Source organism: Pseudomonas sp. TUM25319, assembly GCF_056388475.1.
Map to the genome: position 1 here is coordinate 904548 of NZ_CM150751.1, position 26835 is coordinate 931382.

Below are 26835 nucleotides of genomic sequence, written 5' to 3' on the forward strand. Positions count from 1 at the left end.
CCGGGCACTTGGCAATACCCGAGGCGGCTGCTGGCTTATTACAGGGCGTTTCGGTCGGCCAATGCGGCCACCAGGGCGGCGGGGTCGGTGAAGTGACGATTGACGTCCGGCAAGGTCGGGCGACCGAGGATCAGCACGGGCACGCCGCGTTCACGGGCTACCTGCAACTTGGGTTCGGTGGCGCTGCTGCCGCTGTTCTTGCTGATCAGAACGTCAATCTGGCGCCGTTCGAACAGCGCCCGTTCATCGTCCAGCAGGAACGGACCGCGCGCGCCGATCACTTCGCAACGCTCGTTGCCGGGGCAGGCGTCAAGGGCGCGCAGGGTCCAGAACTGCTCGGGCGGTATTTCATCCAGATGTTGCAGCGGCTCGCGGCCGAGGGTGAACAGTGGCCGGCGGAAGGGTCGCAGGGCTTCGATCAACCCGGCCCAGTCGGTCACCTCGCGCCAGTCATCACCGGCCTGGGCCTGCCAGGACGGACGGCGCAAGGCCCAGCAGGGAATGCCGGCAAGCACCGCGGCGCGGGCCGCGTTGGTGCTGATCTGCGCGGCATAGGGATGGGTGGCGTCGATCAGCAGGCCGATGCCTTCGGCGCGCAGATAGTCCGCCAGCCCTTCGGCGCCGCCATAACCGCCGACTCGCACCTGGCAGGTCAGGTCGTCCGGGATCCGCCCGATCCCGGCCAGGCTGTAGACGTGCTCCGGACCCAGCTGGCGGGCAATGCGCAGGGCCTCGGTGACGCCGCCGAGCAACAGAATGCGCGGGCTCATTGCACGCCCGCCTTGCCGACGATCCCGCCCTGGCGGTCGATGGCGAACACTTCGACCTCAACCTGTGCTGGCACCACACTGCGGGCGAAGGCCAGGGCGTGGGCGCACACGGCATCGCCCAGTGGCACGCCAGCGGCATGGGCCAGGGCCAGGGCTTGCTGGCTGGTGTTGGCCTGGACGATGGCGGCCTGCAGCGCCGCGTCGGCACCCACCGCCGCCGCCCAGCCCGCCAGTTGCGGTAGGTCGATGCTGGAGTGACGGCTGTGCAGGTCCATGTGCCCGGCGGCGAGCTTGCTGATCTTGCCGAAGCCGCCGCACAGGCTCAGGCGCGCCACCGGCACCTTGCGCAGGTGCTTGAGCACCGCGCCGACGAAGTCGCCCATCTCGATCAGGGCGATTTCCGGCAGGCCGTAGACCCGGCGCATGGTGTCTTCGCTGGCGTTGCCGGTGCAGGCGGCGATGTGTTCGTAGCCGTTGGTCTTGGCGACATCGATGCCCTGGTGGATCGAGGCGATGTAGGCCGAGCAGGAAAACGGCCGGACGATGCCGCTGGTGCCGAGGATCGACAGCCCGCCGAGGATGCCCAGGCGCGGATTCATGGTTTTCAGCGCCAGGTTCTCGCCGTCCTGAACGTTGACCGTCACCTCGAAACCGCCGCCGTAGCCGCAGTCCCCGGCGAGGGCGAGCAGGTGTTCGGTCATCATCCGTCGCGGCACCGGGTTGATCGCCGGCTCGCCCACCGCCAGCACCAGGCCGGGGCGGGTCACGGTGCCGACGCCTTGACCGGCGACGAAGCGCACACCAGGTTCGGGCAGCAGGCGCACGCGGCTGTAGAGCAGGGCACCGTGGGTCACGTCGGGGTCGTCGCCGGCGTCCTTGAGGGTGCCGGCCTCGGCGCCCTGTTCATGGCGCCGGCAGAATTCCAGGCGCATCTGCACCTGCTTGCCTTTGGGCAGGGTGATGTCCACGGCGTCGTGGGCCTGGCCGGTGAGCAGCAGGCGCGCGGCGGCGAGGCTGGTGGCGGTGGCGCAACTGCCGGTGGTCAGGCCGCTGCGCAGGGGCGCGGGCTGTTCGGCGGTCTCGTCACGCATCTTTGAGCGCATCGAGCAGGGTAATCGGCAGTGCCTGACGCCAGGTGTCGAAGCTGCCCAGCGGCTGGGCCTGGGCGACATGGATGCGGGTCAGTTCGCCGCCATGCCGCTCGCGCCAGTCCATCAGCCGCACTTCGCTTTGCAGGGTCACGGCGTTGGCGACCAGCCGGCCGCCGGGGCGCAGTTGTTCCCAGCAATGCTCCAGTACGCCGGGCACGGTGACGCCGCCGCCGATGAAGATCGCATCCGGGCGCTCCAGCCCGTGCAGCGCCTCCGGAGCCTTGCCGCGGATCAGTTGCAGGCCGGGCACCCCGAGGGCGTCGCGGTTCAGTTCGATCAGTTGCTGGCGGCCTTCGTCGGCCTCGACGGCCAGCGCGCGGCACGAGGGGTGGGCGCGCATCCACTCGATGCCGATGGAGCCGCTGCCGGCGCCGACGTCCCACAGCAGCTCGCCGGGGCGCGGGGCAAGGCGGGCGAGGGTCATGGCGCGGACATCGCGCTTGGTGATCTGGCCGTCATGACGGAAGGCGTTGTCTGGCAGCCCGGCGAGCAGCGACAAGGACGGGGTGTCGAGGTCGGCGCGGCATTCGATGGCGACCAGGTTGAGGTCGGCGACGACGCTGGGATTCCAGTCGTTGGCGCTGCCTTGCATATGCCGTTCGAGGCTGCCGCCGAGGTGTTCCAGTACATGCACGCGGCTCGGGCCGAAACCGCGTTCGCGCAGCAGCGCGACAATCGCGGCCGGGCTGCTGCCGTCGTTGCTCAGCACCAGCAGGCGCTGGCCGCTGTACAGGTGAGCATTGAGCTGGGCGAGAGGGCGGGCGACCAGCGAGACGATCACCACATCCTGCAACGGCCAGCCCAGGCGGGCGGCGGCCAGCGAGCAGGACGAGGGTGAAGGGATCACGTTCAGCTCACTGGCGGGCAACTGCCGCGCAAGGCTGGCGCCGACGCCGTAGAACATCGGATCGCCGCTGGCCAGGACGCACACCGGCTCGCCACGCAGGGCCAGCACCGGTGCCAGGGCGAAGGGGCTCGGCCAGGTCAGGCGCTCGGCCTTCAGGCAGTGGGGCAGCAGGTCGAGCTGGCGCGGGCTGCCGAACACCTTCGCCGCGCCCAGCAGCGCGTGCCGGGCCTGCTTGCCGAGGCCGCTGTAGCCGTCTTCGCCAATTCCTACCAGAGTCAACCAGGGCGCCATGCCATTCCTCTTTTCCGGGGCAATCCGACCGGCAGGCTTGGCCCGCCGCCGGGCAAAGCAGGCATAATACCGCGCCTTCCGGCACCCAGCCCCATTTCACGATTGACGGGTGAGCCCTTGAATCCATCGCAGCCTGTTCCTGCCATTCGCCCCTCGGCCTGTCCGGGGTTGTGGCGCATCGTCCAAGCGCTCGATGGTGGGATCTCGCGGATCAAGCTCGATGCCGGGTATCTGGATGCCGACCAGGCCGAAGCGGTGGCCGGGGCGGCCGAGCGTTTCGCCGGGGGCGTGATCGAGGTCACCAACCGCAGCAATCTGCAGATTCGTGGCGTCGGTGCCGACCACAAGGGCCTGGTCGCCCATCTGCTGGCGGCCGGTCTCGGCCCGCGGGTGGCGGCTGGCGATGATGTGCGCAACCTGATGCTCAGCCCCGCTGCCGGTGTCGATCCGGCCATGCTCGTCGACACCCGTGCGCTGGGCGCGCAGATTCTCGACCTGTTGCAGACCGTGCCGCGCTTCCATGAACTCTCCGCCAAGTTTGCCGTGCAACTGGACGGCGGCGAAGACCTCGCCATGCTCTGGCATCCCCACGACCTCTGGCTGTCGCCGCTGCGCCTGGACGACGAGCTGTGGTTGGCGTTCGGCCTGGCCGGTTGCCCGGGACACGACGCCCCGCTCGCTGCCGTGCCGCTGGCGGAGGGCCTGAGCCTGGTGCGAGCGGTGCTGGAGCGTTTTCTCGACCTGGCCGACGCTGGCCAGTCGCGCATGCGCCAGTTGCTGGCGCAACGCAGCACGGACGAATTCCTTGCCGGCCTGGCAGCGCCCTTGCGCCGGGATGCTGCGGTGCTTGCCTGGCGCCGCCACGCAAGTGACCGGGCCTTGCACCTGGGTGTCTATCCCCAGGTGCAGGCCGGTCGCGTCGCGGTGGGCGCCATGGCGCCGCTGGGCCGTTTGAGCGCGGCGCAGTTGCGCGGTGTTGGCGCGCTGTCCCGGGAACTGGGCGATGGCAGCCTGCGCATGACCCCGTGGCAGAGCGTGCTGCTGCCGAACGTTGCTGCCGCTCGCGCCGAACGGGTGCTGGCCGCACTGACACACCTGGGGTTGATTACCGACGCCGCCGCGCCCCTGGCCGGCGTGGTCGCCTGCACCGGCTCGGCGGGTTGCGCCAAGGCCCTGGCCGACACCAAGGCCGATGCCGTGCAACTGGCAGTCAGCCTGCGCCGGCCGGGCCCCGTGGCCGGCATTCACCTCACCGGTTGTGGCCGCAACTGCGCCATGGCCCACACTGCACCGGCTACCTTGCTGGCGGTCGGTCCCGGTCACTACGACCTGTATTTTCACGACCCGGCCCAACCCGGACCGGGCGCCCTTGCCGGGCACAACCTGACACTGGAAGAAGCGGGCGCCACGCTGAACGCCCGCCACGGAGCACAACCCGATGATTGATTACATCCGCGACGGCCAGGAGATCTATCGCAACTCCTTCGCCATCATTCGCCAGGAGGCCCGCCTGGAGCGGATTCCGGCCGACCTGGAAAAGCTCGCGGTACGGGTGATCCATGCCTGCGGCATGGTCGAGGTGGTCGACCACCTGCGCTTCTCCGAAGGCGCCGGCAAGGCCGGGCGTGACGCCCTGGCCGCTGGCGCACCGATTCTCTGCGACGCGCGCATGGTCGCCGAAGGCATCACCCGCGCCCGCCTGCCGGCCAACAACCCGGTGATCTGCACCCTACGCGACGAGAGCGTGCCGGACCTCGCCCGCGAACTGGGCAACACCCGTTCCGCCGTAGCCCTGGAACTGTGGCGCCCGCACCTGGAAGGCAGCGTGGTGGTGATCGGCAATGCCCCGACCGCCCTGTTCTACCTGCTGGAAATGATCGACGCCGGTGCGCCGAAACCGGCGCTGATCCTCGGCTTCCCGGTTGGCTTCGTCGGTGCGGCGGAGTCCAAGGCGATGCTGGCGGCAGACAGCCGTGGCGTGCCTTTCGTCATCGTCGAAGGCCGGCTTGGCGGCAGCGCCATGGCCGCCGCCGCGGTCAATGCCCTCGCCACGGAGGTGGAGTGATGCAGGTGCGCGGACGTTTGCTCGGCCTGGGCGTCGGCCCCGGCGATCCTGAGCTGATTACCCTCAAGGCCCTGCGCCTGCTGCGCGAGTCGCCGGTGGTGGCGTACTTCGTTGCCAAGGGCAAGCGCGGCAATGCCTTCGGCATCATCGAACAGCACCTGCAAAGCGAGCAGACCCTGCTGCCGCTGGTCTACCCGGTGACCACCGAGGCGCTGCCCGCGCCGCTGTCCTACGAACAGGTGATCAGTGATTTCTACGATGACGCCGCCGTCGAGGTGGCTGCGCATCTGGATGCCGGTCGCGATGTGGCGGTGATCTGCGAAGGCGATCCGTTCTTCTACGGCTCCTATATGTACCTGCACGATCGTCTCGCCGAGCGCTACGACGCCGAAGTGATCCCCGGTGTCTGCTCGATGCTGGGTGGCGCCTCGGTTCTCGGCGCGCCGCTGGTGTACCGCAACCAGAGTCTGTCGGTGCTCTCCGGCGTGCTGCCCCATGACGAGCTCAAGCGCCGCCTGGCCGATGCCGACGCGGCGGTGGTGATGAAGCTCGGGCGCAACTTCCCCAAGGTCCGCCAGGTGCTGGCCGAACTGGGCCTGGACGGCCGCGCGCTGTACGTCGAGCGGGCGACCATGGCCAACCAGAAGATCGTGCCGCTGGATGAAGTCGATCCGCAATCGTCGCCGTACTTCTCCCTGATCATCGTTCCCGGCGAAAGGTGGCAAGGCTGATGACCCGACGCGCACCGGCCATTGTCATTCTTGGCAAGGGCAGCCTGGCCACGGCCCGCAAGCTCCAGCAGTGTTATCCCGATGCCTTGGTCCACGGTCTGGCCGGTCGGGTCGAGGACGTCGATGTGAGCTATCGGGAGTTCGGCGCGACCCTGCGCCAGCTCTATCAGCAAGACACGCCGATCATCGCCCTGTGCGCCGCCGGCATCGTCATCCGCAGCCTCGCCAGCGTGTTGCTGGAGAAGGGTGCGGAACCGCCGGTGCTGGCGGTGGCCGAGGACGGCAGCGCCGTGGTGCCGCTGTTGGGCGGGCTCGGTGGGGTCAATGTCATGGCCCGGGAAATCGCCGCTGGCCTGGGTGTCGCCGCGGCCATTACCACCAGTGGCGAGCTGCGTTTCGGCACCTGCCTGCTCAACCCGCCGAGCGGCTATGCGCTGGCGGACCTGGAACTGGGCAAGCGCTTCGTCTCCGATCTGCTGGCGGGCGAGCCCGTTCGTATCGAGGGCGCCGCACCGTGGCTCGACGAGGCGCGCCTGCCTCAGGATGAGCACGCACAACTGACCATCCACGTCGGTTGTGCCGAGCGCGAGGCTGCGGCCAACGAACTGCTGATTCACCCGCGCTGTGTGCTGGTGGCGGTTTCGGCCAGGGTGCCGGCGTTGCCCGTGGCGATCCGCGCGGCCTTGCATCAGGCGAGGATCGCCGAAGCGTCGCTGGCCTGCCTGCTGGCCGCCGAGGATGAAATGGCCGAGCCGGCGCTGCAGGAGGCCGCTGCCGAACTGGGCGTGCCGTTGCGCTTCGCCCAGGCCCAAGGATCTGTCAGTGCCCTGGCGGAGCGAGCCTTGCCGCAATTGCTGGCGCCTCAGGCCGTGGGCGAAGGGCTGGCGATCGCCGTGGCGGGCGAGCCGATTGATCCGCAACGGATTGGCCAGGCCCGCGGACGGGTCGCGGTGATCGGTCTGGGCCCCGGTTCGCGCGAGCTGATGGCGCCGGCGGTGAAGGCGGAACTGGCGCGAGCCAACGACGTGCTCGGTTATGAAACCTACGTGCGCATGGCCGGCCCGTTCCGTGCCGACCAGGTGCTGCACTGCACCGACAACCGCGAAGAGCTGCTGCGCGCCCGTCATGCCTTCGAGCTGGCGGCGCAAGGGCGCTCGGTGGTGGTGGTGTCGTCCGGTGATCCGGGGGTGTTTGCCATGGCGGCGGCGGTGCTCGAAGCGCTCGAGGCCAGCAGCGATCCGGCCTGGCATCGGGTCGAGCTGGAAATGCTGCCGGGCATCTCCGCCTCGCTGGCGACGGCGGCCCAGGCGGGGGCACCGCTGGGGCACGACTTCTGCGTGATCTCGCTGTCGGACAACCTCAAGCCCTGGTCGATCATCGAGAAGCGCCTGGACCTCGCCGCCGAGGCGGATCTGGCCCTGGCCTTCTACAACCCGATCTCCCGTTCGCGGCCGTGGCAACTGGGGCAGGCGCTGGATATCGTCCGTCGTCATCGTGGCCCTGAAACGCCGGTGGTGCTCGGCCGCGATATCGCCCGGCCGGGGCAGACGCTCAAGACGGTCCGTCTGGGAGACTTGCAGCCTGAGATGGTCGATATGCGCACCATGGTGCTGATCGGCTCCAGCACCACGCGTACCTTCGCCCGCGCCGATGGCCGCGAGTGGGTCTACACGCCGCGCTGGTATCCCCAGGCCGAATGAGGTTGCGGGGAAAGGCTTCGTTCCTGACCTTGCGCTGATTGCCCGGTAGCGTGATGTTCCCTTCGTCGTGAAGGGAACATCAGAAGGACGACGCAATGACCGAGCAAAATCAGCAACTGGTAAATCTCGATTCCGCCGCCGTGGTGGACACTTCTCTTCTGGCCTTTGGCGCTGGCATGTCAGTGCAAGACCGTGTCGATGTCAAAAACTCCTACCTGCTGGCCAATCTGGTCGCGAACAAGAGGGCCAACGCTTCGCGTCCCGACGAGATCTGGTTTACGTATTTTCTCGAGGTGATGCAAGACTGCGGCTGGACACGTATCCATTACAGCTATGACCGGGAAGAGGCCAGCCAGCAGTCGATGAAGCTGTCCAATGTCGCGCTCGCGGCGGTACGTACTGCCGCGGCGAGCCTGGCCGGTGGCGCAACGGCTGCGGCCGTGCTGGGGACTGTGGCCAGCGACGCGCTGCAGCGGCTGGCCAAGGATGAGACGGCGCTCGCCTTCTTCAAGCGCAATGTGCAGGAGCGCAAAAGCGCGACCGTGGGCCTCGGCGTCTGCCGGCAGCTCGACAGCGGGGAAGTGATCCTGGCCATGGGCGCCCTGCAAAGCATGTCCCGAACCAGCGACATGGATGTGCTGTTCTTCGATTGGGATGCCTCCACAACGACGACCTATAAAGCGATTGCCGCCTGGGTATTCAATCGCTCGCTCTACAAGGACCGGCGCGAGGAGGTCGAGTCCAAGCTCGCGAATCACGCCAAAGCGAAGATCGCCGCATACGAGATCTGACTTGGCCAGGGTGGCTAACGCCACCCGGCTCTCACGGCTGACTCGGGAGAACGGGCATGGATGTCGAGGGATACACGATGTGGGTCGTTGGCGGCAGTCTGCTGGTGGCTGCGCCTCAGGTGCCGCCGCATCACGTGCGTGAGGTGCTGGCAACGCTGGACCAGGCGCAGCGATGCGCACGCGGGAGCATGGGGTCGCGTTTTCAGTCTCCGCAGCGTTGGTTTCGGGCCTGTCGCAGGGCGTTGGCCGATCAGGGGTGGAACGTGGCACACAGTTGCCAGAGCGTGGAGAGCAGCAAGCGGTGTGGCCTGATCTCACCTCTGCAGCCGTTGCTCTTGTGGCTTGGCGCTGTGCACCCCGAGCATGCCGACCTGCTTGATCGTTGCGTGGCGGCCCTGGATCCGGCGCAACCGGCACTAGCGCAGTTATCCCGCCGTGGGTTGCAGCGCTCGGACAGTGGCTCCCGCCTGATGGTCGAGCTGGGCCTGATTCTGCCCGGCCCGACGCTCAGCTTGTGCCATGTCGCCCTGGACATCGACCTGCCGGTCGGCACCGACTGGCTGCTGACGGCCTTCCCTGGCGCTTTGTTGCGCGGCGATATCAGCTTTCAGGGGGCAATGTTCGAGCCGGGTCCTCTTCTGTCTGGCCTGCCGGGCGGGCCTCATCCGGGGCTACCTGTCAGCCGCACCCTTCATTGACCGGTAACGGGCAAAGGAATACATGATGACGAATCCTGCGAGCGGTTCCGTAGTAGGGAACAGCCTGGTGTCCTTCATGTCGGGCATGACGCCCGCCATGCGGGAAAACGTACAACTGGCGCTGCTCTTCGCCGAGAAAGCGACGACTGATGTAATACGAGAAGGCTCCACGATCGATCCATACACCCATTACCGAAATCAGCTCAAATACCTGGGCTGGGATATACAGCTTCCGCTGGAGCGTGATGATCGTGCGGCCCGGCGTACCGTGGTCGAGTCTGCGCTGGCGGCCATCGATGTTGCCGGCCCGGGGTTTCGCGACTCCACCCAGTGGGCGGTGAACGCCTTGCACGATAACCGCGCAGCGCTGTTCCATTTCGAGCAGCGCTCGTTCGAGAGTCAGACGTTCCGCCTGATTCCGTGCCAGAGCGCCAGTGCCTACCATGTGAACCTGGTGCTTTATCAGCAAGGGCTGGCCAAAGAACAGCTGCGGTCAGGTTTCCTGTCCCGGGAGCGCGTGGTCGTCGAGGTCCGGGCCGAGCTGGTGCGTTTCGATGTCGGCGTTTTCGAGAACGACTTCAAGTCCCGCGTGCTCAGAAGCCTGAAGTCAGGATTTGAAAAGAGGATCATCGCGCTTTAGGAAACCAGGTATCCCTTGATCCCGGTGAAAATGATCTGTGCCGCCAGCGCGCAGACGAACAGGCCCATCAGTCGGCTGACGATCTGCAAGCCCTGGTCGCCGAGAATGCGTTCGATGCGGTTGGAGAGATAGAGCACCAGGCCGACGGTGAAGCTGGCCAGGGCGATGCTGACAATGGCCAGCAGCTTGTCGTCCCAGTGCGGCTGGCCGACGCCCATTACCAGCAGGGCACCGATGGTGCCGGGGCCGACCGTGAGGGGAATGGTCAGCGGCACGATGGTCACGTCCTGCTGCACGTTGTCGGTCTGGACCGCCGATTTGCCCTGGGCCATACCCAGCGCCGAAATGAACAGCACGCTGCCGGCGCCGATGCGGAAGGCGTCGGCGGTGATGCCGAAGACGCCGAAGATCACTCGCCCGAACAGGTACAAGAGCACGCTGGCGATCAGCACGCCCATTGCCACCTTCCACGCCAGATGCTTGCGCTCTTTGCTGGAGTAGCCACGGGTCAGGCTGATGAAGCAGGACAGCACGAAGAACGGGCTGTAGAGCACGAGCATTTTCAGATAAACGCTGAACAACTCATGGAGCATGGTCGGGGCTCGCGAAAAAAGGGGAAGGCGGGGGCAAGTGTATCAGTGCGACAGCGGCGCATCGGCGGAGGCGCGGGACTGTTCGCGCTGGTTGACCCAGTGTTCGATCAGCTCGCGCAGTTGTGACAGCTCCACCGGCTTGGACATATGTCCGTCCATTCCGGCCAGGCGCGCGCGCTCCTTGTGCTCGGCGAGGATATGCGCGGTGAGCGCCACCACCGGTGTGTGCGGGCTCTGGGTGCTGGCCTCCCAGGCACGCAGTTGCTGGGTGGCAGAGAAACCGTCGAGCACTGGCATTTCGCAGTCCATCAGCACCAGGTCGTAGTGCCTGGCCTTCATCGCCTTGAGCGCTTCCTCGCCGTTGCTGGCGGTGTCTGGCTCCAGGTTGAGCTTGCCGAGCATGCCGCGGATCACCTTGGTGGAAATGCTGTTGTCTTCGGCCACCAGGATGCGGAAGTCGGCCGGCAGCTCCATGGGCGCGGGCCGGGGGGGCGGGACCAGACCGGACGGCGGCGCCTTGCTGCGTTGGGACAGTTCCTCGGCAAGGGTGGTCTTGAGCGTGTAGCCGGCCACTGGCTTGGCCAGGATGCGCTTGACCCCGGCATTGCGCGCGATGATCTTGCTCGGCGCATTGCTGATGCCGGTAAGCATCACCAGCAGGATGTCGTGGTTCAGGCTCGGGTCTTCCTTGATCTTCGCTGCCAGTTGCATACCGGTCATGCCGGGCATGTTCTGGTCCAGCAGCACCGCATCGAAGTAGTCCTGCAAGTGCGCCTTGGTGCGCAGCAGGGCCAGCGCTTCCTTGCCGGAGGGAACAGCGCTGACGTTCATGCCCCAGGCGCCGCACTGCTGTACCAGCACTTTGCGGCAGGTGTCGTTGTCGTCCACCACCAGCACCCGGGCGCCACGCAGCGAGGCGTCGAGATCGGTGGTCGGCTGTTCCAGGCGTTCCGGGTCTAGCGGCAGGGTCAGCCAGAGGGTATTGCCCTGGTTGTGGCTGGTCTTGATACCGAATTCGCCCTGCATCAGGGTGATCAACTGCTTGGCGATCACCAGGCCCAGGTGGCCGCCGAGGCTGTTGCTGGAGAGGAAATGCTTGCTGTGCAGCTCGGCCTGCAGCAGTGCATCGCGGTCGACCGGTTGCATCGCTTCGCCGCTGTCCTGCACGGCGATGCGCAGGCGAGGGGTGACGCCGCGTTGGTCGAGGGCCACCACCAGGAGGATCTCGCCGTTGTCGGTCTTCTTCAGGGCGTTGTCCAGCAGGCTGAGCATGGCCTGGCGCAGGCGCGTCGGATCGCCGCTGATGACCCGCGGTACCTGCGGCTGGGTGAAGCTGATCAGTTCGATGTTCTGCTGCTCGGCCTTGGCCCGGAAGATCCCGAGGCAGTCTTCGATCAGGGCGTTGAGGTCGAACTGCACGTCGTCGAGTTCGATCTGACCGGACTCCAGCTTGGAGATGTCGAGGATCTCGTTGATCAGGGTCAGCAGCTCGTTGCCGGCGCTGTGGATGGTCTGCACGTAGTCGCGCTGCTTGACCGACAGCGGCGTGCCCAGCAGCAGTTCGGTCATGCCCAGCACGCCATTCATCGGTGTGCGGATCTCGTGGCTGATTTTCGCCAGGAACTCGGCCTTGGCGTTGATTTCGGCGTTGCTCGCGGCCAGGTCGCGGCTGGCACTGAAGCGCGCCTCGTTGATGTGGCGCAGGCGTTCGCTCACCGACAGGTTGAGCAACAGGCCGCTGAATGCCGTAAGGGCCAGCAGGATGAACAGCAGCCACTGGGTTGGCGTACGGGTCAGGCCGAGCAGGGCGGGCAGCACCACCAGGCAACCGAAGGTGAAGATCAGCATGCCCAGGCTGAACAGGCGTGCCGGCGCGAAGCCCTTGTGCCAATGCCAGGCGGCGACTGCCAGCATGCTCAGGCAGCCCAGCGCCACCAGGGCATAGGTCATCAGGTTCAGCGGCAGGGTATCGACGAACAGCAGCAACAGGCCGCAGAACACCACGAGCAGCATCTGTCCCTGCAGCAAATGGGTGACGCGCGTGCGCCCCAGTGGGGCAAAGAAGCGCTGGGTGAAGGCCAGTCCACACAGGGTGGCGAGCAACACCGTCAGGTACGCGGCGGGGGTCTGCGCGGCGTGCCAGAGGTTCCACGGGCCGCTGAGGTTGAGCAGGATCAGCGCGCTGAGCAGCATCAGGACGTGATAGCCGGCCAGCCACAGGCTGGTGGCCGAGCGTGAGTAGGCAAAGCGCGTCAGGTTGTGCAGCGCCAGCATGCCCAGGCAACCGAACAGCAGGCCGAACAGCAGCGGACGACGCTGGTCGGCGGCGGCCTCGACGGCAGGGAGCAGGCTGATGCCGGGGCGCAACTGGTGTTCGGACACCAGTCGCAGATAGACGTCCAGCGCGACGGAGCTGGCAGGGAGGGACAGCAGGTGGTCGCTGCTACTGAGGGTCAGCAGGCCGCTTTCGTTGCGACGGCCATTATGATTCTGCTGCAGCAGGTTGTTGCCATCGAGGATGTACAGGTCCAGGCGCGACAGGTCGGGAGCGAAGATGCGGATGACCTGCTCGTGCTGGTCGGGCGGCAGCCGGTAGTGCAGCCAGAGCGCCTGGTTGGGCGCGGCAGCGTTGAGCTGGCTGAGTTCGATGGGACTGAACTGGTTGCGGTAGCGCTCGGAACGGATGTCACCGAGTTGCAGATTGGCCTGGCTATCGAGCAATACCGACCAACCGCTGCCCGGCTCGGCGATTGCCGGAGACTGGCAGAGCAGGGTCAGCAGGCTGACGATGGTTCCAATGGCAATCCTGAGCCAACGCACGACGATTTCCCTTCCTGACTGAATGCCGGTGTACCACTATGCGCGGCGTGCCAAGCCCAAGGCAAGCGCCCGGCCCGGGGCTGGCGACGAGTCGGGAGCCGCGACGCCAGGGCGCTGCGCTCCCGCTCCGGCGATCTTACTCCTGGTGCTCGCCGCGCTCGCGAGCAATGGCACGGTAGCCAATGTCCTTGCGATAGAAGGCGCCTTCCCAGTCGACTTCGGCAGCCAGGCGGTATGCCTGCTGCTGCGCGGCCTCGACGGTATCACCCAGGGCCGTGGCGCAGAGCACGCGGCCGCCGCTGGTGACGACCTGGCCGTCCTTCAGCGCAGTACCGGCGTGGAACACCTTGCCCTGCAACGCGGCAGCGGCGCCCAGGCCCTTGATCGGTGCGCCCTTGGCGTAATCACCAGGATAGCCGCCTGCCGCCAGCACCACGCCCAGGCTAGGACGCGGATCCCATACCGCTTCGACCTTGTCCAGGGCCTTGGCCAGCGCGGCCTCGACCAGCAGTACCAGGCTCGATTCCAGACGCAGCATCACCGGTTGGGTCTCCGGGTCGCCGAACCGGCAGTTGAACTCGATGACCTTGGGGTTGCCTGCCTTGTCGATCATCAGACCGGCATAAAGGAAACCAGTGTAGACGTTGCCTTCTTCGGCCATGCCGCGCACGGTCGGATAGATCACCAGGTCCATCACGCGCTGGTGCACGTCGGCGGTGACCACTGGCGCCGGAGAGTAGGCGCCCATGCCACCGGTGTTCGGGCCGGTGTCGGCGTCGCCGACGCGCTTGTGGTCCTGGCTGGTGGCCATTGGCAGCACATTGGCCCCGTCGACCATGACGATGAAGCTGGCTTCCTCGCCGCCGAGGAACTCCTCGATCACCACCCGCGAACCGGCGTCACCGAAGGCATTGCCGGCGAGCATGTCGCGTACGGCGTCTTCGGCTTCGGCCAGGGTCATGGCAACGATCACGCCCTTGCCGGCGGCCAGGCCGTCGGCCTTGATCACGATCGGTGCGCCTTTTTCACGCAGATAGGCCAGGGCAGGCTCGATCTCGGTGAAGTTCTGGTAATCGGCGGTCGGGATCTTGTGGCGAGCCAGGAAGTCCTTGGTGAACGCCTTGGAGCCTTCCAGTTGGGCGGCGCCAGCGGTAGGACCGAAGCAGTCCAGGCCGCGCTTGCGGAACAGGTCGACGACACCGGCGACCAGCGGTGCCTCGGGGCCGACGATGGTCAGGGCGACGTTCTTCTCGGCGAAGTCGGCCAGTTGCTCCAGGGCCAGGACGTCGATGGCAACGTTCTCGCATTTGGCTTCGGTGGCGGTACCGGCGTTGCCGGGGGCGACGAAGACTTTCTCGACACGCGGGTCCTGGGCGACTTTCCAGGCCAGGGCGTGCTCACGGCCGCCGCTGCCGATGATCAAAACGTTCATGTCAAAACCTCGATGACGCTAATGCTGTTGGCTTTTATGGGAGAGGCCGGAGGGCAAGGTGCCTGCTCCGGCCTCATCGCTGGCAAGCCAGCTCCCACAGGGGGCGTATCAGTGACGGAAATGGCGCATGCCGGTGAATACCATCGCAATTCCCGCCTCATCGGCGGCAGCAATGACTTCGGCGTCGCGCATCGAGCCACCTGGCTGGATCACGGCGGTGATGCCCACTTTAGCAGCGTTGTCGATGCCATCACGGAACGGGAAGAACGCGTCCGAGGCCATGACCGCGCCCTGAACCTGCAGGCCGGCGTGCTCGGCCTTGATCGCGGCGATGCGCGCGGAGTTGACGCGGCTCATCTGACCGGCGCCGACACCGATGGTCTGGCGGTTCTTGGCGTAGACGATGGCGTTGGACTTGACGAACTTGGCCACTTTCCAGGCGAAGATCAGGTCGTGGATTTCCTGTTCGGTCGGTGCACGCTGGGTGACCACTTTCAGGTCGCCTTCGGTGATCATGCCGATGTCGCGGCTCTGTACCAGCAGGCCGCCGGTGACGCGCTTGTAGTCCCAGGCAGCGGCACGTTCGGCCGACCACTCGCCGCAGGCCAGCAGGCGGACGTTGGCCTTGGCGGCAACCACGGCGCGGGCTTCTTCGCTGACGCTCGGGGCGATGATGACTTCGACGAACTGGCGCTCGACGATGGCGCGGGCAGTTTCGCCGTCCAGTTCGCGGTTGAAGGCGATAATGCCACCGAAGGCCGACTCGGTGTCGGTGGCGTAGGCCAGTTCGTAGGCCTGGCGAATGCCGCCTTCAGGGCTGACGGCAACGCCGCACGGGTTGGCGTGCTTGACGATGACGCAGGCCGGCTTGACGAAGCTCTTCACGCACTCCAGCGCGGCGTCGGTGTCGGCCACGTTGTTGTACGACAGCTCCTTGCCCTGCAGTTGCACGGAGGTGGCGATGCCGGCTTCGGACGGCTTGGCCTCGACATAGAACGCCGCGCTCTGGTGCGGGTTCTCGCCGTAGCGCATTTCCTGGGCCTTGATGAACTGGCTGTTGAAGGTGCGCGGGAATTCGCTGCGGCCTTCGGTGCTCAGGGTCTCTGCGGCCTGGTTCACGGTGCCCATGTAGTTGGCGATCATGCCGTCGTAGGCAGCGGTGTGCTCGAATGCCTTGAGCATCAGCTCGAAGCGCTGGGCGTAGGTCAGGCCACCGGCCTTGAGGCTTTCCAGCACGCTGGCGTAGTCGCTGGCGTTGACCACGATGGCGACGTCTTTGTGGTTCTTGGCCGCGGAACGGACCATGGTCGGGCCGCCGATGTCGATGTTCTCGATGGCGGTCGGCAGGTCGCAGCCCGGCTTGGAGATGGTGGCTTCGAACGGGTACAGGTTGACGGCGACCAGATCGATCGGCTTGATCCCGTGCTCCTGCATGATGGCGTCGTCGGTGCCGCGACGGCCGAGGATGCCGCCATGGATTTTCGGATGCAGGGTCTTGACCCGGCCGTCCATCATTTCCGCGAAGCCGGTGTAGTCGGCGACTTCGACCGCGGCGACGCCGTTGTCCTGGAGCAGCTTGAAGGTGCCGCCGGTAGACAGGATCTCGACGCCGAGGCCTTGCAGCTCACGGGCGAATTCGAGGATCCCGGTCTTGTCGGAAACGCTGATCAAGGCACGGCGGATCGGCAGGCGGGTAGTCTGGTCGGTCATTTCAGATTCCATAACGCGGTGGAGTCAGCAAAAAAGGCGATCTCACGGGGAGTCGCCTTTTCTGGTTGGGATTCGTGCTTACAGCAAATCGTACTGCTTGAGTTTCTTGCGCAAGGTGCCGCGGTTCAGCCCAAGCAGCTCGCTGGCCTTGGTCTGGTTGCCCTTGACGTAGTTCATCACGCTTTCGAGCAGTGGCGCTTCGACTTCCGAGAGCACCAGGTTGTACACGTCCGTGACAGCAGCGCCTTCGAGGTGGGCGAAATAGTTGTGCAGCGCCTTTTCCACGCTTCCGCGAAGGGTCTGGCCCTCTTCGCTGGGAGTATTGAGGTGCTGTTTCAGGTTGACGTTGTCGCTCACGGGCGTTGTTCCACTCACTAAAGTCTCGGTCATCATCGTCATGCGGCCACCCCTTGTCCGTCCTCTGTCTCAAGGCTCTGTTGGCGTTCGCTGAAGAACAGGCGAACGTCGGCGCACTGCGCGTGTGTGTCTTCCAAACGATTGAACCGGGCGCGAAATTCCCTGGCTCCCGGTAACGTTGCCAGGTACCAGCCAACGTGTTTGCGGGCGATACGCACGCCCATTACATCGCCGTAGAAGGCATGCAACGCTGCCAGGTGCTCCAGCAGAATCCGTTCCACTTCCTCCAGCCCCGGCGCCGGCAATGTCTCGCCGGTGCGCAGGTAATGCTCGATCTCGCGAAAGAGCCAGGGCCGGCCCTGGGCGGCGCGGCCGATCAGCAGGCCATCGACGCCGGTGCTGTCGAGCACGGCGCGGGCCTTTTGCGGCGAGGTGATGTCGCCATTGGCGAAAACCGGGATGGACACCGCCTGCTTGATGGCAGCGATGGTGTCGTACTCGGCTTCGCCGGTATACAGGTCGGCGCGGGTGCGGCCGTGGACGGCCAGCGCCTGGATCCCGGCCGCCTCGGCGATCTTCGCCACGGTCAGGCCGTTCTTGTTGTCCCGGTCCCAGCCGGTCCGGATCTTGAGGGTCACCGGGACGTCCACGGCGGCGACCACCGCGTGGAGAATCTCGCTGACCAGCGCCTCATCTTTCAATAAAGCAGAGCCGGCGGCCTTGTTGCAGACTTTTTTTGCCGGGCAGCCCATGTTGATATCGATGATCTGGGCGCCCAGCTCGACATTGGCCCGGGCCGCCGCCGCGAGCATCTGCGCGTCGCCACCGGCGATCTGCACCGAGCGGGGCTCGGGATCACCTTCGTGGATCATGCGCAGGCGCGATTTTCGGCTGTTCCACAGGCTCATGTCGCTGCTGACCATTTCCGACACCACGAGGCCCGCGCCCATTCGTCGGCAGAGCTGACGAAAAGGCTGGTCCGTGACCCCGGCCATAGGGGCGAGGATCAGGTTGTTCTGCAGTGTGTAGGGGCCGATGCGTACCGCCGACATAGGAGTTCCCTGTTGTGGGGCCGGATCATTGGAGTTCGAAAAAGGGTGGGCATGATACCCGCTCTCGATGACCGGATAAAGATGAATCTGGATAAAATCTGAACAGTTGGGGCGCCTGGGCGACCAGCTACAAGCCTCAAGCTTCAAGCTGCAAGAAAGAGCAACGGCGCACGGGAGCTGCTTTTTCTTGTGGCTTGAAGCTTGCAGCTTGCCGCTGCTGTCACTCGGGCGAGCGGAAGCTGAGGCTGTAGTTCACCGCTTTCGGGCCCGGATCGAGGATGTCCAGAGCGATGTGGATCGGGGTCTGGCTGGGCATTTCGGCCTTGCCGGCCAGTTCGCCGCTGAGGTACTCGGCGGGCTTGAAGCGCCGGCTGGCGATCAGTTGCCCGTTGAGGTCGGCGAAACGCAGCTCCAGCAGCGGGAACGGCTGCGAGAAGGGCGCACGGTTGTAGATGATCGCGTCGACCACCAGCGCACCCTTGAAGTCCGGATGGCTGCGCACCACCAGGTTGCTGCTCTTGATCCGGGCGATGTCCACCTTGGACGGTACCTCGCAGCCCAGTGTCGGGCAGACCTGCTGGAACCAGGGGCGGTACTGGTCCTGACGGGCCAGTTCGTCGAAGTGGTAGGCGATGTACTGGCCGGCCAATCCGGCGGCAGCCAGCAGGATGAGGAACAGCCAGAGCAGGCGCCGGCCGACATTGCTGCGCGGTTTCTGCCAGTCCAACTGCAGGGGGTCGTCGACCAGGTCCACCAGCGAATCATTGCGGGCGGGGCGCGGAGCGTCGGGAATCGCACCGAGTTCAGGGTCGCGTCGATCGCCGGCGTCGAGGTCGTCACTGTCGTCGTCATCGCGGGCCGACAGGCGCGGCGCGTTATCGCTCGGGTCGTCCTGGTCGTCATCGAGGGCGCGGGTCGGCGGCGGCAGGTGTTCTTCCGGCTCTTGCAGGTCCAGCGAAAGCGATGGCTCGGTACGATCACCCGGCATCGGCTCATCGTCCGGTTCGCGGCTGTCCAGCTGCAGCGGCGGCTCGATCAGGAGCGGTTCGCCCGGCTCCACGACCTCCGCAGGCTCGCGCTCCGACGCCGGGGTGCCGAACAGGCCGGCTTCCAGCAGGTCGTCGCCCTGTGGGTCGTCGCGCTTGGCGCTGAGGTTGTCTTCGCGACGCGGCGCGGGGTGAAACATCATGCTGGGCTGGATTTCCCGCTGTTCCAGGCGCGCCAGTTCGCGGTCGAGGTCGAGTTGGTCGAGGTCCAGGTCGACGTTATCCCAGGTCTTGGCCGGGGCGACGGGCGGTTCCAGCGCAGGCTCGGCGATGATCGGTGCCCCGGCGGTCTGCGCGACTTCGACGGCGGGCGCCTCCGGTGCCGCCTGCTCGGGGGCAGCCACTGGCGGCGCTGCATCGGGTACGGGGGCTGGCACCGGTGCAAGCAGCGCTTGTTGCGCGGCGTTCTGCTCCAGCAACTGACGGGCGGCGTTGAACACTTGCAGGCAGTTGCCGCACCGCACCATGCCGCGGGCCACGCTCAGTTGATTGTGGCTGACGCGAAAGCTGGTCTGGCAATGCGGGCACTGGGTGACGAAAGTGTCGGTCATGCGGTGATCCGGGGTGGGATGGACATACAGAGCCTAGTGCATTAACGGCTTACGAACCCTGGCGGCGACGGCCACTGATCCTTACCCAGCCATCGCGCACGGCGATCGGGTCCAGGTCGAAATCGGCGGCGTAGGCGGCGGCCACTTCGTCGCCCTGTTCGGCGAGGATGCCCGACAGCGCCAGCAGCCCACCCGGACGCACCAGGCCGCTGAGTTGCGGGGCCAGGGAGACCAGCGGGCCGGCGAGGATGTTGGCCACCAGGACGTCGGCCTGCATCGCCGGCATCTGCTCGGGCAGGTACAGGGCGAAGTTTGCGTCGGCGATGCCGTTGCGACCGGCGTTGTCGCGGGAGGCTTCCAGTGCCTGCACGTCGATGTCGGTGCCGACGGCGCGGCGCGCGCCCAGCAGCAGCGCGGCGATGGCCAGAATGCCCGAGCCGCAGCCGAAATCCAGCACTTCGCTGCCCTTGAGGTCTTGTCCGTCGAGCCATTCCAGGCACAGGGCGGTGGTCGGGTGGGTGCCGGTGCCGAAGGCCAGGCCCGGGTCCAGCAGCAGGTTGACCGCCTCCGGCTCCGGCGCGGCGTGCCAGCTCGGCACGATCCACAGGCGCTGGCCGAAGCGCATGGGCTGGAAGTTGTCCATCCAGCTGCGTTCCCAGTCCTGGTCCTCGATCACTTCGGCGTGATGCTCCGGAAGCGCGGCGCCGGTGAGCAGCTGCAGGTGGGCGAACACCGCCTCGGGCTCGGCGTCGGCTTCGAACAGCGCCAGCAGGTGGGTGTTGGACCACAGCGGCGTGGTGTTGAGGTCGGGCTCGAAGATCGGCTGGTCTTCGGCGTCCATGAAGGTCACGGAAACCGCACCTACTTCGAGCAGGGCGTCTTCATAGGTTTCGGCCTGTTCCGGGGTGATGGCCAGACGAACTTGTAACCATGGCATGACAGTACCTTCGAGCGCAGCGCTGCAAAAACCCGGCAGTTTACGCCAGGTCCGCGACAAAGTGGATAAGGGGGGCTTCGCGGCGCGTTAACTATGTAGGCCCTTCACCGTCCTGCCTGCGCTCAGACTCGGCGCCTTGTTCATCGAGGAGCCGGATCATGAGTGACGACACTGCTTCAACGCCGCGTGCCCAATCGCCCCTGGATCAATTGACCGCCTGGGAAAAATGGACCGAATCGTTCTGGCGTGAGCACAGCGGGTTCGCCGCCTGCGCCCAGGAGCGTCTGCTGGTGCACTTGCGCACCTACCATCCGCAGGGACAGATTGCCCGTCCGTTCCTGCAGGCTTTGTTCAGGGCGTTGTTGCAGCGCCTGATCGACGGCAGGTTGCCCGACTACGATGCCGATCTGCATGGCCCGCTCAGGTGGTCGGCCGAGCAGACGCCGGTCGGCCCGGATGAGCGCTATCAGGTCATGGAGCAGGTGATCGAAGGAGTGGCCAGTGGCATCCTCGATGACTACAAGCAGGCGCTATGGCGTCGCTGGGAGGCAAGGCCGGCGACTCTGGACGCGCGCCGTGGCATTGGCCTGGTGTTCCGCCAGTGCCTGGAAGCGCACTGTGCCGTGGTCGATGCCTTGTTCCAGTCGTTGGGCGAGACGCCGAAGGACCCGTTGAGCCTGGCCCTTTGTATCGAGGAAGCCGAGGCGGACTGGCGCGAAGCGTTCAGGTCCGGTGGCGGTCTGACCACCGAAGAGCGGACGTTGATGGCGCGCCTTGCCCACTCCGTGCTCGGCGACTGGTTCAGCGGTCTGGGTGAAGACGATCAGGCCGGGCTGAAGCAATTCCAGGTGCGTGCCCTGACGCTTCAGAACCAGGTGCGACGGTTGCTGGCTGACGTGTCATCGCTGCAGACCTACACGCAGCAGTGCGTGGAGCAAGTCATGCTCGCAGAGTGGGGCCTGGAGATTGACGCCGCCGGGCTGCAGGTCCGCACCCAGCACCTTCGAAACGGCGTGCCGTCGAGCCGCACCACTTCGCTGGTCTCGCTGGCGATGGAGGGGCCGTACCTGCCGTCGGAGAAAAAACGCCGGGAGGTGCTGCAGACGTCGGCAGGGCCGGGCGCTCTGCTGACGCCCGGGTTCATCGATCGGCTGCTGGCCGATATGGACCCGCGCAGCGGCTACCGAAACCGGCTCCGTGCGGCCTACCGCAACCCGGAACTCGACACGCTATTGAGCGAGCTGTACGACGTCCGTCTGCGGCAAAGTGCATTTATCGCTCGCTGTCGCGGGCATCTCAGTGCCGAGAGCCATGAGCGGGTCATGCGCACGCTCGAGGACGGTCGCGATCAGGGCGACGTGACGGGGCTGCTGCTGTTCTCCGACCTGCAACTGGCAGGCCCGCTGCTGTTCACCGCAGCGGATTATCCCGGTTCGTCTCTGCCGCTGGTGATCTACGCCCCGGACAAGCCGGACGGTCAGGAGTGGATCGAGTTGCCGTCGATGCGCCAGGTCTCGGTCGAGCTGGGCCGCTGGGTAGAGAACGAAGCGGGGCGTGCCTGGTTGTTGGGGCTGATCAACAGCGTCGATCAGGTGCGAACCCGGCAGTTCTTCATCGAGGCGGTGGAGCGGGCGGAGTCGTGGGATCTGCTGCAGGATCGTCGGGCGCCGCTCATGGGGTATCGCCAGTGCGTTGCCCGGACGCTCGCCATTCGCCAGGCCAATCATCTGCAATGGGTCGATTTCCACGAGGCGCCCCGCTGGTTTTGCGAGTTGCCGCTCGCCCGGCGGCAGTTGATCGCCGGCATCAACGAAGATTTGCGCCTGCTCGATGAGCAGCTTCAGCAGCGCATGGGGGCGCGGGAAACCTATCGGGACTTTGCCCGGCGTACGGTGGAGGCGGACAGCGCGGCGTATCTGCGAGAGCAGGGGGTGACCGAGCGCGTCGAGCCGGAAACCCTTCTGTTCGACTTCATTCCGGGCCTGAACGATGCCAACCCCAAGCGAACGCTGTCACTGCTGGACCTGGCGTTGTACGGCTACGACGACAATTGGGGGCTGGATAACCCGCGCCTGGGCGTGCGCTCTTCCGTGGGGCAGGACGTCTCGAAGCTGCGTGCCGCCGAGTTGACGCACTACGTGCGGCGGGCCTATCTGGGAGAGCGGTATGCCGACACACTGCGCAAGGCGTTCCTGGACGAGACGGCGTCGGACTATGCACCGCGCCGCGCGCTCTATGGACAATGGATCGCAACGACGATGATCAGGGACGTGCAGGTCGCTCAGGCCAAGGGATTCATCGAGCCTGCTCAGTCGGAGAGCTTGTCTGCTTTCATCGGCAGGCTGGCACGGGGGCAGTTGCAGGGCGAAATGAGGCGCCTGGTGATTAACGGGCGTCCGGCGGTGGGCCTGTATGTCCTGCGTGTGGAGAGCGACAGCCGGGTGGAGCACTGGCTCTACACGCCATTGGCCCCCGACAGCCTGACATTCCGCAAGTACAGCAGCTTCCTCGGTGCGCGCGCCGGCGCCATGCACGACTACTACCTGGGGCGGGTTCGATTCCAGGACCGGGAGGTGGTCGCCAGGCGCCTGTTGCTGCTGGCCGAGCGCAAGGTCGAGCGGGATGGGGCGGATGCTGGTGCCCCGGTCACCGATCTGCGGGACGAATACAACGACTACCTGCAGAGCCATATCGACGATGTCGAGGCCGTCAGCAACAGTCGCCACGAAGTCATCATGAGCCTTGTGACCAAGGGGCTGGTGTACGCGGCGATGCCATTGAGCCTGGCCTTTCCCCCGCTGGGCGTGGCGCTGGACGTAGCCTATGTGGTGATGGGCGCGGCGAATGTGCTCAAGGCGGCCCAGGAGGACGATCCCGACGGGGCTGTCGAGCATTGGCGGGACGTAATGATGGGACTGTGGGGCATGGCCTTGCCGCTAGGGTGGATGACGTTCCGGGCTGCGGTCTGGGGGTGTCCGAAACCACTCGATCCGCGGGTCCGGATGATCGACCCGAAACGTCCGGCCTCCGGGCACGGTATGACGGATGAGCCGCTGTTGCTGGACAAGCGCAAAGCCCTGCGGAGAACTCCGGAAAACCTGCAGGCTCTGGAGGCCGACGGGCTCTGGCGTGGGGTGTATGCCTCCACGGAGCCAGGGTCGCGACTGCGCTGCGTTCGTCAGAATGGCCGATGGTTCGAGGTGGTGCACGACGCTGACAACCATACCTTGCGCCTGGTTGATCCGCGGTCGCCCAACGCAGCGTACAAGTTGCCGATTCATCAGGATGGCTGGGGACGTTGGGTGTTCAACCCGACGATCGGCTTGCGTGGTGGTGGCGGTGGCGACGTGCGCTACCTGGGGCGGGTGTCGCGAGTGGCGGCGGCGTTTCCGGATCGCTGCAACCCTGCACCGGTGCGGGGTGCCTTGCAGGGCGAGGGGGTGATCGGCCGGTTCCGGAGCGGGGCCAGTGACAACTACCTGTATTCGCTGAACGCGCAGACGTGCGTGGTAGCGAGCCTGTACAACCCGGCGACCCGCATGGGCGCGGTGATCCATGTCGATCACAACATCCGCCAGTTGGCGCAGAGTGCGCTGGACAGCGCATTGGCGCACATCGGTCATCAGCAGGGCAACGAGCTGAAGGCTGTGCTCGTGGGCGGTGACTGGCTTTCGGGTGGCGCCGACATCGGGGGGCCGATGAAGTCCTTGCTGGCACAAAAGGGCATCAGCGCGGCCTGGGATCATTGGTCCTGGTCATCCTGCTTTGGCAATACCTATGGTGTTTCCCTCGACCTGGCCGAAGGTGTCACCACGGTGTTCACCACGGGCGGCTCTGCGGTTCAGGATGTCGTGAACCCGATCCTGCGGGAGGCGCGTGCGGGGGCGACCAGTGCCATTGCGCAGCGAGGGCGGCGTTTCATGGAGCGCTTCGGGCTGGAACCGCTCGTACAGCGACCTGACGGTACCGTGCGCACGCCTCGGGGTGAGGTCGCCAGTGCGGTCCGGATCGATCAGCAGGCGTTGGCGCTGCACGTTCTGGACTGAAAAAGCAGAAGCCCCGGTTGCTTTCGCGCCCGGGGCTTCTGTTCATTCAACCGTGGATCACGGCAGGCCGGTTATTCGTTGGCCAGCTTGTGTTCCAGGTAGTGAATGTTGACGCCGCCCTTGCAGAAGGACTCGTCACGGACCAGCTCACGGTGCAGCGGGATGTTGGTCTTGATCCCGTCGACCACGATTTCGTCCAGGGCATTGCGCATGCGTGCCATGGCTTCGTCACGGTCTTTGCCGTAGGTGATCAGCTTGCCGATCAGCGAGTCGTAGTTCGGCGGAACGCTGTAGCCGCTGTACAGGTGCGAATCGACGCGAACGCCGTTGCCACCTGGCGCGTGGAAGTGCTTGACCAGGCCTGGGCTCGGAATGAACTTCTTCGGGTCTTCGGCGTTGATCCGGCACTCCAGGGAGTGACCGCGGATCACCACGTCTTCCTGGGTGAACGACAGCTTGTTGCCAGCGGCGATGCTCAGCATCTCCTTGACGATGTCGATACCGGTGACCATTTCCGAAACCGGGTGCTCTACCTGCACGCGAGTGTTCATCTCGATGAAGTAGAAACGACCGTTCTCGTAGAGGAACTCGAAGGTGCCGGCGCCACGGTAGCCGATCTCGACGCACGCCTGAACGCAGCGGGCGAAGACTTCCTGGCGGGCCTTCTCGTCGATGCCCGGTGCCGGCGCCTCTTCGAGAACCTTCTGGTGGCGGCGCTGCAGGGAGCAGTCGCGGTCGCCCAGATGGATGGCGTTGCCCTGGCCGTCGGACAGAACCTGAACTTCCACATGGCGCGGGTTGGTCAGGAACTTCTCCAGGTAGACCATCGGGTTGCCGAACGCTGCACCGGCTTCGGTACGGGTCAGCTTGGCCGAGGAAATCAGGTCTTCTTCCTTGTGCACGACGCGCATGCCGCGACCACCACCGCCACCGGCGGCCTTGATGATCACCGGGTAGCCAACCTCGCGGGCAATCGCCAGCGCGGTTTCTTCGTCTTCCGGCAGCGGGCCGTCGGAGCCCGGTACGGTCGGAACGCCGGACTTGATCATGGCGTCCTTGGCCGACACCTTGTCGCCCATCAGGCGGATGGTGTCGGCTTTCGGGCCGATGAAGGCGAAGCCGGATTTCTCGACCTGCTCGGCGAAGTCGGCGTTTTCCGCCAGGAAGCCATAGCCAGGGTGAATGGCAGTGGCGCCGGTGACTTCGGCAGCGGCGATGATCGCCGGGATGTGCAGGTAGGATTCCTTGGACGAGGCCGGGCCGATGCACACGGACTCGTCAGCCAGGCCCAGGTGCATCAACTCGCGGTCTGCCGTGGAGTGTACGGCGACGGTCTTGATTCCCAGTTCCTTGCAGGCACGCAGGATACGCAGGGCAATTTCGCCGCGGTTGGCGATCAGAACTTTTTCCAACATCGCAGGCTCTCCGCGGTTCAAACGATGGTGAACAGCGGCTGGTCGAACTCAACCGGCTGGCCGTCTTCTACCAGGATGGCGTCGATGACACCGCCGATATCGGCTTCGATGTGGTTCATCATCTTCATGGCTTCGACGATGCACAGGGTGTCGCCTTTCTTCACGGTCTGGCCGACTTCAGCGAAGTTTGGCGAGGTTGGCGAAGGCTTGCGGTAGAAGGTGCCGACCATCGGCGAGCGAACCACGGTGCCTTTCAGGGCCGGGGCAGAGGCAGCGGCTTCGGCAACCGGAGCGGCGGCAGCGGCAGGGGCGGCGGCAGGCGCAACGGCAGCGGCAACAGGGGCCGGTGCGTAGTACTGCTGGGCTGGAGCCTTGCTGTGGCGGCTGATGCGCACGGACTCTTCGCCTTCCTTGATCTCCAGTTCGTCGATGCCAGACTCTTCCAGCAGTTCGATCAGTTTCTTGACTTTACGAATATCCATTAATCATCAACTCCCAAGTTTCGGTCAGGGGCGTATGAACGTGATTCAAACGTTCTTGTAAGCCTGGCGTGGGCCAGGCTCGCGTTATTCAGGATTTTGCGCCGGCGGCCAGTTGTTCCAGGGCCGACTCCAGGGCCAGCCGGTAACCGCTGGCGCCCAGGCCGCAGATCACTCCCACGGCGACATCGGAGAAGTAGGAGTGGTGACGGAACGGCTCGCGCTTGTGCACGTTGGAGAGGTGCACTTCGATGAATGGGATGCTCACCGCCAGCAATGCGTCACGTAATGCGACGCTGGTGTGAGTAAAAGCCGCCGGATTGATCAGAATGAAGTCCACGCCCTCGTTGCGTGCGGCGTGAATACGGTCGATCAGTTCGTATTCGGCATTGCTTTGCAGGTATTGCAGATGGTGGCCGGCGGCGCGGGCACGCTGCTCCAGGTCCTGGTTGATCTGCGCCAGGGTCACGGCGCCGTAGACACCGGGTTCGCGAGTACCGAGCAGGTTGAGGTTGGGGCCGTGCAGCACCAGTAGGGTTGCCATCTGCGCATCCTTTGATTTTTTGTAGGACATGAATACAAGCGCGGCGACTATGCCGCAAAGAGCCGAGCACTGTCCAGTTAACTGCAATAGCCAGCACGATGACCGAGATTCGCGCGAAATATATGACTAATTTGTTAACTCCGGTCATTGGCCGCAGTTTTTTTGCGGC

Annotated in this window: 22 protein-coding genes; 8 read left to right on the forward strand and 14 right to left on the reverse strand. The window is 65.5% G+C overall.

Annotated elements, in window-relative coordinates:
• Positions 1 to 38: 38 nt before the first annotated feature.
• Genes AC05QJ_RS04300 through cbiE form a run of 3 tightly spaced genes read right to left on the reverse strand, consistent with a single transcriptional unit; the run spans position 39 to position 3059 of the window.
• Positions 39 to 770 carry a cobalt-precorrin-6A reductase gene (locus AC05QJ_RS04300; RefSeq protein ID WP_476745750.1) on the reverse strand — a complete coding sequence of 244 codons (732 nt, stop codon included), beginning with the start codon at positions 768 to 770 and terminating at the stop codon, positions 39 to 41.
• Positions 767 to 1861, reverse strand: a complete 1095-nt coding sequence (locus tag AC05QJ_RS04305) for a cobalt-precorrin-5B (C(1))-methyltransferase (protein WP_476745751.1) — start codon at positions 1859 to 1861, stop codon at positions 767 to 769. Before AC05QJ_RS04305 ends, AC05QJ_RS04300 begins: the two co-directional genes overlap by 4 nt.
• Complete coding sequence (gene cbiE / locus AC05QJ_RS04310) at positions 1854 to 3059, reverse strand: precorrin-6y C5,15-methyltransferase (decarboxylating) subunit CbiE (protein ID WP_476745752.1); 1206 nt, start codon at positions 3057 to 3059, stop codon at positions 1854 to 1856. The genes AC05QJ_RS04305 and cbiE overlap by 8 nt, the downstream gene beginning before the upstream one ends.
• Positions 3060 to 3161: 102 nt before the next feature.
• Here cbiE and cobG point away from each other — a divergent pair, with 102 nt between their 5' ends.
• From cobG to AC05QJ_RS04345, 7 genes are all read left to right on the forward strand, one after another.
• Complete coding sequence (gene cobG / locus AC05QJ_RS04315; RefSeq protein WP_476745753.1) at positions 3162 to 4505, forward strand: precorrin-3B synthase; 1344 nt, start codon at positions 3162 to 3164, stop codon at positions 4503 to 4505.
• Complete coding sequence (locus AC05QJ_RS04320) at positions 4498 to 5124, forward strand: precorrin-8X methylmutase (RefSeq protein ID WP_476745754.1); 627 nt, start codon at positions 4498 to 4500, stop codon at positions 5122 to 5124. The genes cobG and AC05QJ_RS04320 overlap by 8 nt, the downstream gene beginning before the upstream one ends.
• The gene (locus AC05QJ_RS04325) at positions 5124 to 5855 is read left to right on the forward strand and encodes a precorrin-2 C(20)-methyltransferase (RefSeq protein WP_476745755.1); all 732 of its coding nucleotides are present in this window, start codon (positions 5124 to 5126) and stop codon (positions 5853 to 5855) included. Before AC05QJ_RS04320 ends, AC05QJ_RS04325 begins: the two co-directional genes overlap by 1 nt.
• Positions 5855 to 7555, forward strand: coding sequence for a precorrin-3B C(17)-methyltransferase (gene cobJ, locus AC05QJ_RS04330; protein WP_476745756.1), 1701 nt, complete (start codon positions 5855 to 5857; stop codon positions 7553 to 7555). The genes AC05QJ_RS04325 and cobJ overlap by 1 nt, the downstream gene beginning before the upstream one ends.
• Before the next feature lie 95 nt (positions 7556 to 7650).
• Positions 7651 to 8346 (forward strand): hypothetical protein, encoded by a 696-nt coding sequence (locus tag AC05QJ_RS04335; RefSeq protein ID WP_476745757.1) that lies wholly within the window; start codon positions 7651 to 7653, stop codon positions 8344 to 8346.
• Positions 8347 to 8402: 56 nt separating this feature from the next.
• Positions 8403 to 9044 (forward strand): hypothetical protein, encoded by a 642-nt coding sequence (locus AC05QJ_RS04340; protein WP_476745758.1) that lies wholly within the window; start codon positions 8403 to 8405, stop codon positions 9042 to 9044.
• 25 nt (positions 9045 to 9069) lie between these two features.
• On the forward strand, positions 9070 to 9684 hold the full coding sequence (locus tag AC05QJ_RS04345) for a hypothetical protein (protein ID WP_476745759.1): 615 nt from the start codon (positions 9070 to 9072) through the stop codon (positions 9682 to 9684).
• Here AC05QJ_RS04345 and AC05QJ_RS04350 read toward each other — a convergent pair.
• The 8 genes from AC05QJ_RS04350 to prmA form a co-directional block, all read right to left on the reverse strand.
• Positions 9681 to 10277, reverse strand: coding sequence for a MarC family protein (locus tag AC05QJ_RS04350; protein WP_262130199.1), 597 nt, complete (start codon positions 10275 to 10277; stop codon positions 9681 to 9683). The genes AC05QJ_RS04345 and AC05QJ_RS04350 overlap by 4 nt on opposite strands.
• Positions 10278 to 10319: 42 nt before the next feature.
• Positions 10320 to 13097 carry a hybrid sensor histidine kinase/response regulator gene (locus tag AC05QJ_RS04355; RefSeq protein ID WP_476745760.1) on the reverse strand — a complete coding sequence of 926 codons (2778 nt, stop codon included), beginning with the start codon at positions 13095 to 13097 and terminating at the stop codon, positions 10320 to 10322.
• Between the two features lie 136 nt (positions 13098 to 13233).
• Complete coding sequence (gene purD / locus AC05QJ_RS04360) at positions 13234 to 14529, reverse strand: phosphoribosylamine--glycine ligase (protein ID WP_476745761.1); 1296 nt, start codon at positions 14527 to 14529, stop codon at positions 13234 to 13236.
• Between the two features lie 108 nt (positions 14530 to 14637).
• A complete protein-coding gene (gene purH, locus AC05QJ_RS04365; protein WP_476745762.1) occupies positions 14638 to 16239 on the reverse strand; it encodes a bifunctional phosphoribosylaminoimidazolecarboxamide formyltransferase/IMP cyclohydrolase in 1602 nt (533 codons plus the stop codon).
• A gap of 78 nt (positions 16240 to 16317) precedes the next feature.
• Positions 16318 to 16638 carry a DNA-binding transcriptional regulator Fis gene (gene fis / locus AC05QJ_RS04370; RefSeq protein WP_003186237.1) on the reverse strand — a complete coding sequence of 107 codons (321 nt, stop codon included), beginning with the start codon at positions 16636 to 16638 and terminating at the stop codon, positions 16318 to 16320.
• A complete protein-coding gene (gene dusB / locus AC05QJ_RS04375) occupies positions 16635 to 17648 on the reverse strand; it encodes a tRNA dihydrouridine synthase DusB (protein ID WP_476745763.1) in 1014 nt (337 codons plus the stop codon). Before dusB ends, fis begins: the two co-directional genes overlap by 4 nt.
• Positions 17649 to 17868: 220 nt before the next feature.
• Positions 17869 to 19245 carry a DUF3426 domain-containing protein gene (locus AC05QJ_RS04380; protein WP_476745764.1) on the reverse strand — a complete coding sequence of 459 codons (1377 nt, stop codon included), beginning with the start codon at positions 19243 to 19245 and terminating at the stop codon, positions 17869 to 17871.
• Positions 19246 to 19294: 49 nt separating this feature from the next.
• Positions 19295 to 20182 carry a 50S ribosomal protein L11 methyltransferase gene (gene prmA, locus AC05QJ_RS04385; protein WP_476745765.1) on the reverse strand — a complete coding sequence of 296 codons (888 nt, stop codon included), beginning with the start codon at positions 20180 to 20182 and terminating at the stop codon, positions 19295 to 19297.
• 158 nt (positions 20183 to 20340) lie between these two features.
• Between prmA and AC05QJ_RS04390 the strand changes: the two genes are divergently transcribed.
• A complete protein-coding gene (locus AC05QJ_RS04390) occupies positions 20341 to 24228 on the forward strand; it encodes a dermonecrotic toxin domain-containing protein (RefSeq protein WP_476745766.1) in 3888 nt (1295 codons plus the stop codon).
• 71 nt (positions 24229 to 24299) lie between these two features.
• On the opposite strand, the gene accC is transcribed toward AC05QJ_RS04390, so the two are convergent.
• From accC to aroQ, 3 genes are all read right to left on the reverse strand, one after another.
• Complete coding sequence (gene accC / locus AC05QJ_RS04395) at positions 24300 to 25643, reverse strand: acetyl-CoA carboxylase biotin carboxylase subunit (protein ID WP_476745767.1); 1344 nt, start codon at positions 25641 to 25643, stop codon at positions 24300 to 24302.
• Between the two features lie 17 nt (positions 25644 to 25660).
• Entirely contained in the window at positions 25661 to 26125 is a 465-nt protein-coding gene (gene accB, locus AC05QJ_RS04400; protein ID WP_476745768.1) for an acetyl-CoA carboxylase biotin carboxyl carrier protein, read from the reverse strand.
• An 88-nt stretch (positions 26126 to 26213) separates the two neighbouring features.
• Positions 26214 to 26666 (reverse strand): type II 3-dehydroquinate dehydratase, encoded by a 453-nt coding sequence (gene aroQ, locus AC05QJ_RS04405; protein ID WP_042127997.1) that lies wholly within the window; start codon positions 26664 to 26666, stop codon positions 26214 to 26216.
• Positions 26667 to 26835: the final 169 nt, after the last annotated feature.